Below are 12830 nucleotides of genomic sequence, written 5' to 3'. Positions count from 1 at the left end.
CGAGAACGCCGAGCACGACAGAAGTTCGGCATCCGGATGGCCGCCGTGCTGTTCGTCGTCGTCAGTGTCGTCATGGGGTGCCGGCTCGCCGACGTCGACGGGATCACGCCCGTCCCCCAGTTCCTCGCCTTCCTGCCCTGGCTGGTGGCGCCCACCGCGGTCGGCCTCGCCCTCGTGCTGCTCGCCCGCTGGTGGCCCGGCGTGGTGTGGAGTGTCGTCCTGCTCGGGCTGCTGGCCTGGTTCATCGAGCCGTACGGCAAGAGCACCGAGCCGGGCGGGCCCGCGGTCGCCTCCTTCCGGGTGCTGACCTCGAACGTGGAGTTCGGGCAGGCCACCGGGGCGCTGATCGACGCCGTACGGCGGGAGAAGCCGGACCTGGTGTTCGTGCAGGAGTGTGAGTACGTCTGCGACGCCGAGCTGAAGCGGACCCTGGGCGGCGCCTATCCGCACCGGCAGGCCGTCGAGGGCGGCGGCTCCGCGGGGTCCGTCGTCCTCAGCCGCTTTCCGCTGAAGGCCACCGATCCGATCCCCGGCACGATGGGGATGCCCGGGGCCGTCGCCGATGTGCGCGGGCATGCCGTACGGCTTCAGCTCGCGCACCCGATGCCGCCGCTGCCCGGGCAGGTGGACGTGTGGCGGCGTGAGCTGGGCGCACTGCGGGACTTCGCGGCGGAGCAGACGGGCGGGACGACCCTGCTGGCGGGCGACTTCAACGCCTCCCAGGACCACGCCGCCTTCCGCCGCATCCTCGACACCGGGCTGCGCGACGCCGCCCGGCTCGCCGGCGACGACCGCGCACCGAGCTGGCCGGCCCGGACCGCGCCGACGCTCGGGGCGCAGATCGACCACGTCCTGCTGTCCTCGGACTTCTCGGCGGAGACGGCCCGCTTCCTGGATCTGGCCGACACCGACCACCGGGCCCTGCTGGTGAGGATCACGCTGCACGCACGGCAGTGAAGTGCGGCAATGAAGTGCGGGAGTGACGTGCGGGGATGACGTGTAATAGGCGCATGTCCCGCATCGGCCTCACACCGCCCGACTGGCTGGTCCGGAACCTCCAGACCCAGCCGACACCCGTCAACTGGGCGGCCGTGGCGCGCGCGGCCATCGCGATGGCCCTGCCGCTGGCCGTCGGACTGGCGGCGGGCGAGCCGGAGTACGGCGCCCTCGCCTCCATGGGCGCCCTCTCCGGCGTGATCGGCGACACCGCCGACGCGTACCGGATGCGGATCCTCAACATCGCGATCCCGCAGCTGTTCGGCGCCGTGGGGGTGACGCTGGGGTCGCTGGTGTACGGCCAAGGATGGCTGGCGGTGGCGGTGGTCACGGGCGTGGCCCTCGTGTCCGGAATGATCTCGACGATCGGCGCGGTCGCCTCGGTGTCGGGTCTGCTGCTGTTGCTGAACTCCGTGGTGGGCGCGGGGCTGCCCATGCCGGGCCCGTGGTGGCTGGCGCCGGCGCTGATGACGGGTGGTGGCCTCCTCGTCCTCGTCCTCGCCCTGCTGGCCTGGCCGCTGCGCTCCGGGGTGCCGGAGCGGGCGGCGGTGGCCGGGACGTACCGGACCGTGGCCGACCTGCTGACGGCGTGCGGCACTCCGGACTACGCCGAGGCCCGCCAGGCCGTCACGCAGTCCCTGAACCAGTCGTACGACCTCGTCCTCGCGCGCCGCGCCCGCCACCACGGCCGCAGCCCCGAACTCACCCGCCTCCTCGCCCAGTTGAACGCGATCACCCCCGTGGTGGAGGCGGCCCCCGCGGCCCATCTGACGGGAAAACCGCTCCCGTCGGAGGTCCCGGAGGCGGTACGTCACCTCGCCCAGGCGGTGGAGACGGGCTACACGGGCCCCATAGGGCTTCAGCTGCCGGTGGCCGTGAACGAGACGACCCGCGCCGTCGGTCACGCCCTGCGCCACGCGGCCGAGGTCGTCGCGGCCCCCGACGTGGACCCCCGTGCCATCGCCGACCGCCTCGGCCGCCCGGCCGCGTTGCGCACCCGCGCCGCGCGGGCCACCCGCAACGTGGCCCTCTCGGCGGCCTCCTGGCGCTACGGTCTGCGCCTGGCGCTCTGCATCGGCGTGGCCCAGGTGCTGGTCTCGATCATCCCGGTGCCCCGCTCGTACTGGGTGGCGCTGACCATCACCTTCGTCCTGAAGCCGGACTTCGGCTCGGTCTTCTCGCGGGCGCTGCTGCGGGCGTTGGGCACGGTGGCGGGCCTGGTGATCGCCGCCGCCGTCCTGTCGCAGGTGCCGCGGGGCTGGTGGGACGTACCGGTGATGCTGGTCCTGGCCCCGCTGATCCCGGCGCTGACACCTCGCGGATACGGCTACCAGACGGCGGCGATCACCCCCGTGATCCTGCTGCTCTCGGACGTGCTGAACCACCAGGGCACCGGTCTGCTCCTGCCCCGCCTGGTGGACTCGCTGATGGGCTGCGCGATCGCCCTGGTCGCGGGCTATCTGCTCTGGCCGGAGAGCTGGCACACCAGGGTCGGCGACCGGCTGGCGGACGCGGTGGCGGACACCGCGCGCTACGTGGAGTGCGCCTTCGGCGAGCAGGCCGTGGACCCACCGGCCCGCGCCCGTATGCGCCGCCGCCTGTACCGCGACCTGTCGGTCATCCGCACGGAGTTCCAGCGCGCCCTGACCGAGCCGCCGCCGACGGGACGCCGGGCGGCGGCATGGTGGCCGCTGGTCGTCGCCGTGGAACGCATCGTCGACGCGACGACCGCCGCGAGGGTGCGCACCAAGCACGGGGCCGCCCTGCCGTCGGACGCCGAGGTGGCCCAAGTGGTCCTGCAACTCCGGGAATTGGCGCAGGGCGTACGGGAAGCCGAGACGCTCTACACCGTCCGCACCGACCTGACCGGGCCGGCGGGGAGCGTGCTGGAGCCGTTGCGTCAGGAGGTGGCGGCGGCCCGGGCGATCGCGTCGCCGCACTGACACCACGCCGTATCGACGAATGGGTGCGGCCGCCCTGTGCAGGAGGGCGGCCGCACCGGGTGGGGGGTGGGGTCAGTTCTTCTGGAGTGCCTTGTCCATGGCCGCGGCGAGGCCGTTCGCCCAGAGTTGGTTCACCCGGGAGCGCTCGGTCGCGTTCGGCTGGGCGTTGGTGCAGGACGTGCCGGGGCCGCCGCCGGACATCAGCTCGCTGCAGGGGCCCGAGTAGTGGTCGGGGAGGCCGAGGACGTGGCCGGTCTCGTGTGCTGTCACGCGGGTGGAGTTGTACTGCTGGTTCTGCCGGTAGTCGAGGAAGATGTAGCCGCTGCCGTGACCGTCCGTGGAGGCGAAGGAGCCTCGGGAGTCGTTGCCCTCGCGGTAGGAGAAGTCTGCGGAGGCGGCCGAGCCGGACTGGAGCTTCACGTTCGAGACCGCGCTGTTCCATATCTGGGTGCTGGAGGCTATCTGCGCGCTGAACGTGGGTGCGCGGGACGCGTCGTAGACGACCGTCACGGCCGCCGTGCTCGTCGGGTTCGCGGCGCGCTTCTCCGCCACCGACTTCAGGACCGCCTGGAAGAAGGCCTCGTTGGCGTCGGTGGACGTGGTGGACGTGTAGCCGGCTGCGGGGGCCGCCGCGGCGGCGGGAACCGCCGTGCCCAGGAGTGGCATTGCCAGACTCAGGCCTACTGCGGCCGTGATGAAGGACTTGCGCATCGAAGACTCCTTGGTGGGGGGTGAGTCGTCGATGTGAGTCTCGGGTGCTGTGCGCCCGCTGTGATGATGGCAATCGGGGATAGGGCGGGGCTATCAGGGCCCCGATTCGCGTGCGTCGGCGGCGGTTTGTGCGTCTGGTGGAACCTGTGCGCCCGCTTTAGTCTTCCAGGGCATGGAGCTCGAGGTGAGGCACCTTCGCGCGCTGTGCGCCATAGCCGACACCGGCAGTCTGCACCGCGCCGCCCGTCAACTGGGTGTCGCGCAGCCCTCGTTGAGCACCCAGCTCAGACGCATCGAACAGGAGCTGGGCGGGGCGCTGTTCAGACGGGAACGGACCGGGTGCCGGCCCACCCCGCTCGGGCGGCTGGTACTCAGTCGCGCCCGGCCGCTCGTGGCCGAGATGCGATCCCTGGTCACCGAGGCACGGGCCGCCGCCGTGGGCGGGCCGCAGTTGCGGGTCGGGTCCACCGCGAGCAGAGCCCTCTCTGGCTGGCTGCGAAGACTCAGAGCGCGCGGCCAGGAGCCCACCCTCCACATGGACGTCTCGCCCAACGCCCTGCTGCGCATGGTCGCCGACGGACAGCTCGACGTCGCCTTCGTGCACGAGGTGGAGGGGTGTCCCCTGCGGATACCGGAGGGCTTGCGGCTGCGCGTGCTCGTCGAGCGGGAGCCGCAGTTCGTGTCCCTGCCCGCCGATCACCCCGCCACCGCCAAGCCCGTCGTCGACCTCGCCGACCTGGCCCAGGACCGGTGGATGATCGACCCCACCGTCGACGGCGAATGGGACGCCGTACACCGCATGTTCCGTGCCGCCGGGCTCAACCCCCGGGTCCTGCACGGCGATTACCACACGGCCGCCGCCCTGGTCGCCACCGGCGAGGTCGTCACCGTCTGCCAGCCGTCCTGTCTGCCCCGCCCCGAGATGGCCGTACGCCGGCTGCGGGGCGACCCGCTCGGCGTACGGCTGCTGCTCGCGGCCCGCACGGAGACGGACCTGGACGGGGTGCGCCCCGCGCTGGAGGAGGCCTACTGGGAGGCGGCCCGGCAGGCGCCGGCGTACCGGGAGTGGCTGGAACGCGCCGTCCCGGCCACCCGCTAGACCTCGCTCGGGCAGATCTCGCTCAGACGCCGATGTCGTCGCCGTCCTTGCGCCACACCGCCACGACCGCCGGGCGGACGATCCGGCCCGGCCCGTCGGGCCAGACGCTCGCCGGGTTCTCCACCGTCGCCCCGCTGATCTCGCCCGGGTGCTGGACGGCGACCAGGACACGGCGGTCCTGGACGATCGGGCCGCAGGTCTCGGCGCCGATCGGCATGGTCAGGAACTGCTTGAGCTCACCGCGCCGGTCGCCCTTGGTAGCGACGCCGAAGAGGCCGTCGTGGTAGCCGAGCTGGGCGCCGTCGGTGGAGATCCACAGGTTGCCGTGCGGGTCGAAGGCGACGTTGTCCGGGCAGGAGATGGGGCTGACGCGGTCCTTGGGGAAACCGGCGAAGTAGGTGGCCGGGTCGTTCGGGTCACCGGCGACGAGGAACAGCAGCCAGGCGAACTTCGTGCTCTCCGGCCGGTTCCAGCGCTCGGTCAGCTCCAGGATCTGACCGTGCTTGTTGGCATTGCGCGGGTTGGCCTCGTCCGCCGGGGCGTTGCTGCCGACACCGCGGTTGGTGTTGTTGGTGAGGGCGACGTACACCTTGCCGGTGTGCGGGTTCGGCTCGATGTCCTCGGGCCGGTCCATCTTGGTCGCGCCGACCTTGTCACCGGCGAGGCGGGTGAAGACGAAGACCTCGTCGGCGCTCATGCCGTCGACGTGCGAGACGGCGCCCTTGGCGGTCGCGGTGGCCAGCGGTATCCACTCGCCGCTGCCGTCGAACTCGCCGTCGGAGGGCAGCTTGCCGGTGCCGTCGATCTCGATGGCGGGGGAGTCGCCGGTGAGCTTGGCGACGTAGAGCGTGCCCTCGTCGAGCAGCGAGAGATTGTGCTCGCGGACGGCGCGGCCCGTCCCCCTCTTCATGCGCTTGCTGCTGACGAACTTGTAGAAGTAGTCGAAGCGCTCGTCGTCACCGGAGTAGACGACGGGGCGCCCGTCGTCGGTGAGCCGGATGGTGGCGCCTTCGTGCTTGAAGCGGCCGACGGCGGTGTGCTTGCGGGGCGTGGAGGTCGGGTCGTACGGGTCGAACTCGACGACGTAGCCGAACCGGTGGGCCTCGTTGGGCTCCTGGGCGACGTCGAACCGCTTGTCGAAACGCTCCCACTTGCGCTCGGTCGCGCCCGTCCCGATGCCGTACCGCTTGTCGGTGGCCCGGCCGCTGTTGGCGAAGTACTGGTTGAAGTTCTCCTCGCCGTGCAGGCTCGTGCCCCAGGGGGTCGTACCGCCCGAGCAGTTGTTGAGCGTCCCGAGGACCTTCGTACCCGTCGGGTCGGCGGAGGTCTTCAGGAGGTCGGAGCCGGCGGCCGGGCCGGTGAGCCGGAACTCGGTGGTGGCCGTGACACGGCGGTTGAGGGGATGGCGGGGTACGACGGTCAGCTTGCCGGTCTTGCGGCTCTCCTCGACGACGACGGCGGACAGCCCGTGCGCCGCCCAGGCGATCTCGACCTGCTCGCGGGTGGGGTTGGCGGCGTCGTAGCCGCGGAACATGAGCACCTCGTCGGTGTACTCGTGGTTGGCGACGAGGAGCTGCTTGCCGTGGCCCAGCGGGAGCAGGGTCAGATAGTCGTTGTTGTACCCGAACTGTCCGGCCTGGGCGGCGGCGCTCTGGTTCTCCGGGTCGAAGGCGGGCGCACCGCGCAGGATGGGCTCGCCCCAGCGGACGACGACGTTCTGGGCGTAGCCGTCCGGGACGGTGACCTGGTCGGCGGTGTTGGGCGCGACCGGGGTGAACCGGAGCCCGCGGGCGGCCTTGCCGTGGCCGGGCTTGTACGAGGCTGCGGTCGCGTCGGTGGCGTCCGCGGCGTGGGCCTGGGGTGCGCCGACGACGGTGGCGGAACCGGCGGCCGCGGCGACCGTCACGACGGCGGCGGCCTGCATGATCGACCGCCGGCTGACGGCACCGGCGATGACGTCGCCGACGTACTCGTTGGCGCTGGTGTTGGGCGCCTCGTGGAAGCAGGCGTTGCCGCACCGGTACAGGCAGGTCAGGGCGGAGCGGCCGCCCGGGTGTGCGTCGGACGACGACGTTCTGATCAACGGCAGCAGTTTGCGCATTTTGTGTTCCCCTTGCTTCCCCATGGAATCCCCTTGAATCCGCGTCACGGACGCTAGGAGCCCGTTTGTGCGGCAGCGGGGACTCTCGGTGAACTGCCGGTGAATCCGAGGTAGCGGTAAGAGAGTTGGGGGCCCGGGAGAGGATGGGGACCGGCCTGTGGCCGGTTGGCGGTCTTGACGGAGGCAGGGTCCTGTGTCCGCCCCTCCCCAAGATCACCATCCGAGGCCGCTAACCTTACGTGTCCGTCCTGGCCAGGGATTTACGGGCATCAACTCATGCGAAGGGTTGCGCACATGGGCATTCTCACTCTCCTGCGGAACGCGTTCGGCCGGTCACGCAAGGGGCGTAGCGCCGAGGCAGAGGGTGCGGAAGGGACAAAGCCGACGGTGCCCTCCCCGTCACCCGAGCCCTCGACCCCGACCTCGACTCCGGCCTCGGCCTCGGTCCAGGTCCCGGAGCAGCGTCCGTCGACGTCGGCGTCCCTGTCGACGAAGGACGAGCACGATCTGGTGTCGGCGGCGTTCGACAAAGTGGCGGTACCGAAGCCGGCCGGCCCGGCGGAGGAACGGGAGCCTGCGGCGGGCTCGGCGGAGACTGCGCCGGTGGCCGCCGACGAGGCAGTGGCGGAGGACCCGACGCCGGTCACCGAGGAGCATGCGGCGGAACCGACGCCGGCGCCCGCCGAGGAGGCTGCGGCGGAGACCGTCGTAGCGGAGCCGGTCGAAGAGACCGCCGTGGCCGAGACGGCTGCCGAACCCGTCACGGAGGAGCCGACGACGGCCGAGGAGCCCGCCGCGGCAGCCGAGACCGAGCCGGTCGCGGAAACCGCCCCGGAGCCGGTCGCGGAGACCCAGCCGGAGCCCACCGCCGAAACCGCCCCCGAGCCGGCTCCTGCGGTCGAGGAGTCCGCGCCGAAGGCGGCCGCAGAAGCCGTCACGGAGGAGCCGACGACGGCCGAGGAGCCCGCCGCGGCGGCCGAGACCGAGCCGGTCGTCGAGGAAACCTCGCCGGAGGCGGTCTCTGACGTTGCCGCCGAGGCCCCGGCCACGGACGAGACGCCCGTCGTCGAAGAGCCGACCGCAGAAGAGGCGCCCTCCTCCGAGACTCCTGTCGCGGACGAGCCCGCCCCGGAAGCAGCTGCGGAAACGGCGCCCGAGGCGGAGCCCGCCGTGGCGGCCGAGGCCGACGCTGCCGTGGAAACCGAGACCATCGAGCCCGCCGTAGAGGCGGAGCCCGAGCCGGTCGCGGTGACTGCCGCCGAGGTCGCCCCCGAGCCGGCGGCAGAGCCCGTCGCCGAGGCCGAGCCGCAGCCGGTCGTCGAGGAACCCACCACTCCCGAACCGATCGCCGCGGCCGCCGACGGCGAGTCCGCCCCGCAGGGGCAACCCGCGGTCGCCCACGACGCCGCCGCCCTCGCCCTCGCCAAGGCCGGCCTCACCACCGCCCGCGCCAGGACCTACCTCGTCCTGGACCGCTCCGCGAGCATGCGCCCGTACTACAAGGACGGCTCCGCACAGGCCCTCGCCGACCAGACCCTCGCTCTCGCCACCCAGCTCACCCCGGACGCCGAAGCCGACACCCCCGCCGTCCACGTCGTCTTCTTCTCCACCGAGGTCGACGGCACCACCGACCTCACCCCCGCCTCCCCGAAGGACGCGATCGACGAGGCGCACGGCGGCCTCGGCCGCATGGGCCGCACCAGCTACCACGCCGCCGTGGAAGCCGTACTCGCCCACTACGACGAGAACACCCCCGACGCGAAGACCCCCGCCCTGGTCGTCTTCCAGACCGACGGCGCCCCCGACGCGAAGACCCCCGCCACCCAGGCCCTGACCGACGCCGCGAAGACCCACCCCTCGGTGTTCTTCTCCTTCGTCGCGTTCGGCGAGCACGAGAACAAGGCCTTCGACTACCTCCGCAAACTGAAGACCGACAACACGGCCTTCTTCCACGCGGGCCCGACCCCCAAGGAGCTCACGGACGCGGAGCTCTACGACGGCGTACTGATCGACTGGCGCCCGTAGCCCCCACCGTCCCCACCACCCCCGGGCCGCCCCTTTCCACCCCTCAGGACGGAAAGCGGGCGGCCCACCCATGTCGGATACGATTTCTTGGTTCGCAAAGCACCGAGAATTCCGACCTGGGAGCAGCCCCCGATGGCTCGACACCTCATCACCAGCGCCCTTCCGTACATCAACGGGATCAAGCACCTGGGCAACATGGTGGGGTCCATGCTCCCGGCGGACGTGTACTCCCGGTACCTCCGCCAGCGCGGCCACGACGTCCTCTACATCTGCGCCACCGACGAGCACGGCACCCCCGCCGAGCTCGCCGCGAAGGAGGCGGGGCTCAGCGTCGCCGAGTTCTGCGCCCAGGCGCACGACGCCCAGAAGGCGGTCTACGACGGCTTCGCGCTGGCCTTCGACTACTTCGGCCGCAGCTCCAGCGAGCAGAACGTCGAGATCACCCAGCACTTCGCACGCCGCCTCAACGAGAACGGCTTCATCGAGGAGCGGGCGATCCGCCAGGTGTACTCCCCCACCGACGGCCGCTTCCTCCCGGACCGCTATGTCGAGGGCACCTGCCCCCACTGCGGCTACGACAAGGCCCGCGGCGACCAGTGCGAGAACTGCACCCGCGTCCTGGACCCCACCGACCTGATCAACCCGCGCTCGGCGATCTCCGGCTCCACGGACCTGGAGGTCCGTGAGACCAAGCACCTCTTCCTCCTCCAGTCGAAGCTCCAGCACGAGGTCGAGGAGTGGGTCTCCCGCCACGAGGACGAGTGGCCCCAGCTGGCCTCCTCCATCGCCCGCAAGTGGTTGACCGAGGGCCTGCACGACCGTGCGATCACCCGTGACCTGGACTGGGGCGTCCCGGTCCCGGCGGACACGTGGCCGGAGCTGGCGGCCGAGGGCAAGGTCTTCTACGTCTGGTTCGACGCCCCGATCGAGTACATCGGCGCGACGAAGGAGTGGTCGGACCTGGACCCGGAGAACCGGGACTGGAAGTCCTGGTGGTACGAGGCCGACTCCGGTGAGAACCCCGTCCGCTACACCGAGTTCATGGCGAAGGACAACGTCCCCTTCCACACGGTGATGTTCCCGGCGACGGAGCTCGGCGTCCGGGAGCCGTGGAAGAAGGTCGACTACGTCAAGGCCTTCAACTGGCTGACGTACTACGGCGGAAAGTTCTCCACGAGCCAGCGGCGGGGCGTCTTCACGGACCAGGCCCTGGACATCCTCCCGGCCGACTACTGGCGCTACTTCCTGATCGCCAACGCTCCCGAGTCCGACGACTCGTCCTTCACCTGGGAGCACTTCACCGCCACGGTGAACAAGGACCTCGCCGACACCCTCGGCAACTTCGTCAACCGCGTCCTGTCCTTCTCCAAGAAGCGCTTCGGCGAGGAGGTCCCCGCGGGCGGCGAGCCGGGCGCGGCGGAGACGAAGCTGGGCGAGCAGATCGCCGAACTCCTCGCGGAGTACGAGTCCCAGCTGGAGTCCCTCCAGTTCCGCAAGGCCGCGGCCGCCCTCCGCGCCCTGTGGTCGGCCGGCAACTCCTACCTGGAGGAGAAGGCCCCCTGGCTGGAGATCAAGACCGACCAGGAAGCCGCCGCCCTCACCCTGCGCACGGCGATGAACCTGATCCACCTCTACGCGGTGGTCTCGGAACCCTTCATCCCGGCCACCTCGGCGGCCATGCGCCAGGCCTTCGCCCTCAAGAACGACACGGCGACCTGGATCAGCCCGGAAGCCGCCCGCTCCCTCACCGCCGTCCCGACAGGCACCCCCTTCACCGTCCCCCCGGTCCTCTTCGCCAAGCTCACGGACGAGGACCTGGAGACGTACAAGGAGCGCTTCGGCGGCGAGCCGGCCGCGTAAGGGCACGTACGACGAAAGGGGGCCCGGAAATCCGGGCCCCCTTTCGTATGCGCTACTTCAGGACGCCCGCGCCCGCCGAAGTCCCCAGCGTCGTCGGCAGGTTCTTCGCAGCAGTCGCAGACTCCAGCCCCGCCGTCAGGGTCGGCGTCCAGTTCACCGTCGTCTTCAGGTCCTTCGACGACGCCGCGTTGTACGCCGCCACCAGGTCCGTCACCGCGCCGTTCACCAGGTTGCCGGAGCCCTTGACCGAGCCCGTGCCGTCGCCGCTCAGGAGCTTGGCGACCTTCACGCTCGACGGGACCTTCCAGTAGTTGTTCTCGGCGACGACCTGGGCCTTGGCGCGGGAGTTGATGCTGTACTGCACCGCGTAGCCGTTCAGGGGGGTCACGTCGTAGTAGTTGTTGTAGATGTGGACCTGGCCCACGCGCGCCAGCGGGGCGCGCTGGGTGATGCCCTTGTAGATGTTGTGGTGGATCGAGACACGCAGCTTGCCCGCGGGCTCGCTGTCGCTGCTGCCGATCAGCGTCGTCTTGTCGTGGTTGGTGAACTGGTTGCGGGAAACCGTCACGAGGTCGGAGCTCTTGGTGATGTCCAGCGCGCCGTCGTGGATCTGGTACTCGCGGCCGTAGTACTTCGGGTTCGCCGAGTCCAGGTGCGGCGCGTCCGTGAAGGTGTTGTGGTCGGCCCAGACGTGGGTCGCGCCGCGCAGGGTCACCGAGTCGTAGTTGGAGTTCCAGTTGCCGTCGTCACCGTCGGTCGGGTCCCACTGCGGGAAGCAGTCCTCGGTGGCGGAGAAGGCGAGGTTGCGGACGATGACGTTGTCCACGTTCTGGATCTGGAGCATGCCACCGGTGATCCCGGCGTTGGTGCCGGGGACGCCGACGATGGTGGTGTTCGCCGGCGCCTTGAAGACGATGTTCTTCGCCTGCTTCGACTGGGCCGCGGCTCGGGCCTTCTCCTGGGTGCCGGAGGGGAGCTTGGAGCGGCCGTACGTCGACGGGTCGTACGCCTTCAGATAGGCGGCGAGCGAATAGCCCGTGCCCGACGCGTAGTTCGCGCACGTCAGCTTCTTGCCCGCGTCATCCGTGTTGGCGTCGATCGTGCCCTTGACCTTGATGATCCGGGGCGTGGTGTCGGAGGCCGAGCCCAGCGCCTTGACCAGCTGGGCGCGGGTGGAGACCGTGAAGGTGTGCGCGGCGTCGGCCTTCGTGCCGCCGGTCGTGCCCGTCCCCGAGGAGGCCCAGCCGTCCTTGGCGGCGAGGGTCTCGTGGTACAGGTCGACGGTCCCGGCGTTCGCGTTCAGCACCAGCGCGCCCGCGCCGACACCGGCCGCCACCACGGCGGCGGAGACGACGAGGGTGCGGCGCTTACGGAGAGACCGGCGGTGTGCGGGAGCAGCCACGGATGAGTCCTTACGTACTTGGGGGGTAGTTCCGACTCTTCTGTGGTCGTGGAGATCCAAAAGGTTGCCGTAAAACTTTTGCCCGATCGGTGATCAACTGATGGATGGGGGGCGGAACTTGCCAGAGAAGCTACGTATGGTTTGCGCCATGGCAGTACCTGGGATCATCCCGATCGCCTACGAGCCGCACGGCCGTACCGAGGCCATCGGGCTATACGCGGACGGGCAGTTCCTCGGGTCGGTCTCGTACGCCTTCCCCAAGGGGTTCCGGCTCGACAGCGGCTGGGAGGAGCACAAGCGCCTCTACGCCGTGCTGCACACCTTCGACGCGGAGGGCAACTACCGCGACTCGCAGATCTGGTGTGCCGGTACCTGGGCGGAGCAGCAGCGCGACGGTTCGGTGCTCGGACGGGCGCGGGCCCACCTCGCCACACTGTTGCGCAGTCTGCCCCGGCGCACGTACACCGACATCGCCGTACGGCCCTTCCAGCTCATCGTCGACGGTGTCCTGTTCGGTCTGGTCACCGGGGAGGACGAGGACGAGCTCTGGGCCGAGCTGTACCCGGACAATCTGGGCTTCGGGCCACCCTGGGACGGGAGTTACGACACCTGATGCGCACCGGTTCTGCACGGGTTGCCCACCTGATCTAGGCAGACGCCCCCACAAGGCGCTATACATGCCCGAAGATCACT

Annotated in this window: 9 protein-coding genes; 6 read left to right on the top strand and 3 right to left on the bottom strand. The window is 70.6% G+C overall.

All coding sequences use genetic code 11. The features are described from left to right. The first annotated feature begins 36 nt into the window (after positions 1-36). Both ACWD3I_RS07770 and ACWD3I_RS07765 read left to right on the top strand, forming a co-directional pair. Positions 37-957 carry an endonuclease/exonuclease/phosphatase family protein gene (locus tag ACWD3I_RS07770; RefSeq protein WP_365393712.1) on the top strand — a complete coding sequence of 307 codons (921 nt, stop codon included), beginning with the start codon at positions 37-39 and terminating at the stop codon, positions 955-957. 53 nt (positions 958-1010) lie between these two features. Then, on the top strand, positions 1011-2939 hold the full coding sequence (locus ACWD3I_RS07765; RefSeq protein ID WP_365393660.1) for an FUSC family protein: 1929 nt from the start codon (positions 1011-1013) through the stop codon (positions 2937-2939). 72 nt (positions 2940-3011) lie between these two features. Here ACWD3I_RS07765 and snpA read toward each other — a convergent pair whose 3' ends face one another. Next, the gene (gene snpA / locus ACWD3I_RS07760; RefSeq protein WP_365393658.1) at positions 3012-3650 is read right to left on the bottom strand and encodes a snapalysin; all 639 of its coding nucleotides are present in this window, start codon (positions 3648-3650) and stop codon (positions 3012-3014) included. A gap of 172 nt (positions 3651-3822) precedes the next feature. On the opposite strand from snpA, the gene ACWD3I_RS07755 reads away from it, so the two are divergent. Then, complete coding sequence (locus tag ACWD3I_RS07755; protein WP_267015395.1) at positions 3823-4749, top strand: LysR family transcriptional regulator; 927 nt, start codon at positions 3823-3825, stop codon at positions 4747-4749. 22 nt (positions 4750-4771) lie between these two features. On the opposite strand, the gene ACWD3I_RS07750 is transcribed toward ACWD3I_RS07755, so the two are convergent. Then, positions 4772-6850: a PhoX family protein gene (locus ACWD3I_RS07750; RefSeq protein WP_365393656.1), complete on the bottom strand. Its 2079-nt coding sequence runs from the start codon at positions 6848-6850 to the stop codon at positions 4772-4774. Between the two features lie 294 nt (positions 6851-7144). Here ACWD3I_RS07750 and ACWD3I_RS07745 point away from each other — a divergent pair, with 294 nt between their 5' ends. Both ACWD3I_RS07745 and metG read left to right on the top strand, forming a co-directional pair. After that, entirely contained in the window at positions 7145-8875 is a 1731-nt protein-coding gene (locus tag ACWD3I_RS07745) for a VWA domain-containing protein (RefSeq protein ID WP_365393654.1), read from the top strand. A 132-nt stretch (positions 8876-9007) separates the two neighbouring features. After that, positions 9008-10735 (top strand): methionine--tRNA ligase, encoded by a 1728-nt coding sequence (gene metG, locus ACWD3I_RS07740; RefSeq protein WP_365393652.1) that lies wholly within the window; start codon positions 9008-9010, stop codon positions 10733-10735. A gap of 52 nt (positions 10736-10787) precedes the next feature. Here metG and ACWD3I_RS07735 read toward each other — a convergent pair whose 3' ends face one another. Continuing rightward, positions 10788-12137: a pectate lyase family protein gene (locus ACWD3I_RS07735; RefSeq protein WP_365393650.1), complete on the bottom strand. Its 1350-nt coding sequence runs from the start codon at positions 12135-12137 to the stop codon at positions 10788-10790. 148 nt (positions 12138-12285) lie between these two features. On the opposite strand from ACWD3I_RS07735, the gene ACWD3I_RS07730 reads away from it, so the two are divergent. Beyond that, entirely contained in the window at positions 12286-12750 is a 465-nt protein-coding gene (locus tag ACWD3I_RS07730; RefSeq protein WP_365393648.1) for a hypothetical protein, read from the top strand. Positions 12751-12830: the final 80 nt, after the last annotated feature.

Source organism: Streptomyces sp. NPDC002817 (assembly GCF_053592055.1).
The sequence above is the reverse complement of the archived record's forward strand: the minus strand, read 5'-3'. Positions and strand labels throughout refer to the sequence as shown.

Bases quoted from the DNA above. Each gene is read 5' to 3' on its own strand.
- ACWD3I_RS07730 (WP_365393648.1), top strand. From the start codon at position 12,286: ATGGCAGTACCTGGGATCATCCCGATCGCCTACGAGCCGCACGGCCGT.
- ACWD3I_RS07755 (WP_267015395.1), top strand. From the start codon at position 3,823: ATGGAGCTCGAGGTGAGGCACCTTCGCGCGCTGTGCGCCATAGCCGAC.
- ACWD3I_RS07745 (WP_365393654.1), top strand. From the start codon at position 7,145: ATGGGCATTCTCACTCTCCTGCGGAACGCGTTCGGCCGGTCACGCAAG.
- ACWD3I_RS07765 (WP_365393660.1), top strand. From the start codon at position 1,011: ATGTCCCGCATCGGCCTCACACCGCCCGACTGGCTGGTCCGGAACCTC.
- metG (WP_365393652.1), top strand. From the start codon at position 9,008: ATGGCTCGACACCTCATCACCAGCGCCCTTCCGTACATCAACGGGATC.
- ACWD3I_RS07770 (WP_365393712.1), top strand. From the start codon at position 37: ATGGCCGCCGTGCTGTTCGTCGTCGTCAGTGTCGTCATGGGGTGCCGG.
- ACWD3I_RS07750 (WP_365393656.1), bottom strand. From the start codon at position 6,850: ATGCGCAAACTGCTGCCGTTGATCAGAACGTCGTCGTCCGACGCACAC.
- snpA (WP_365393658.1), bottom strand. From the start codon at position 3,650: ATGCGCAAGTCCTTCATCACGGCCGCAGTAGGCCTGAGTCTGGCAATG.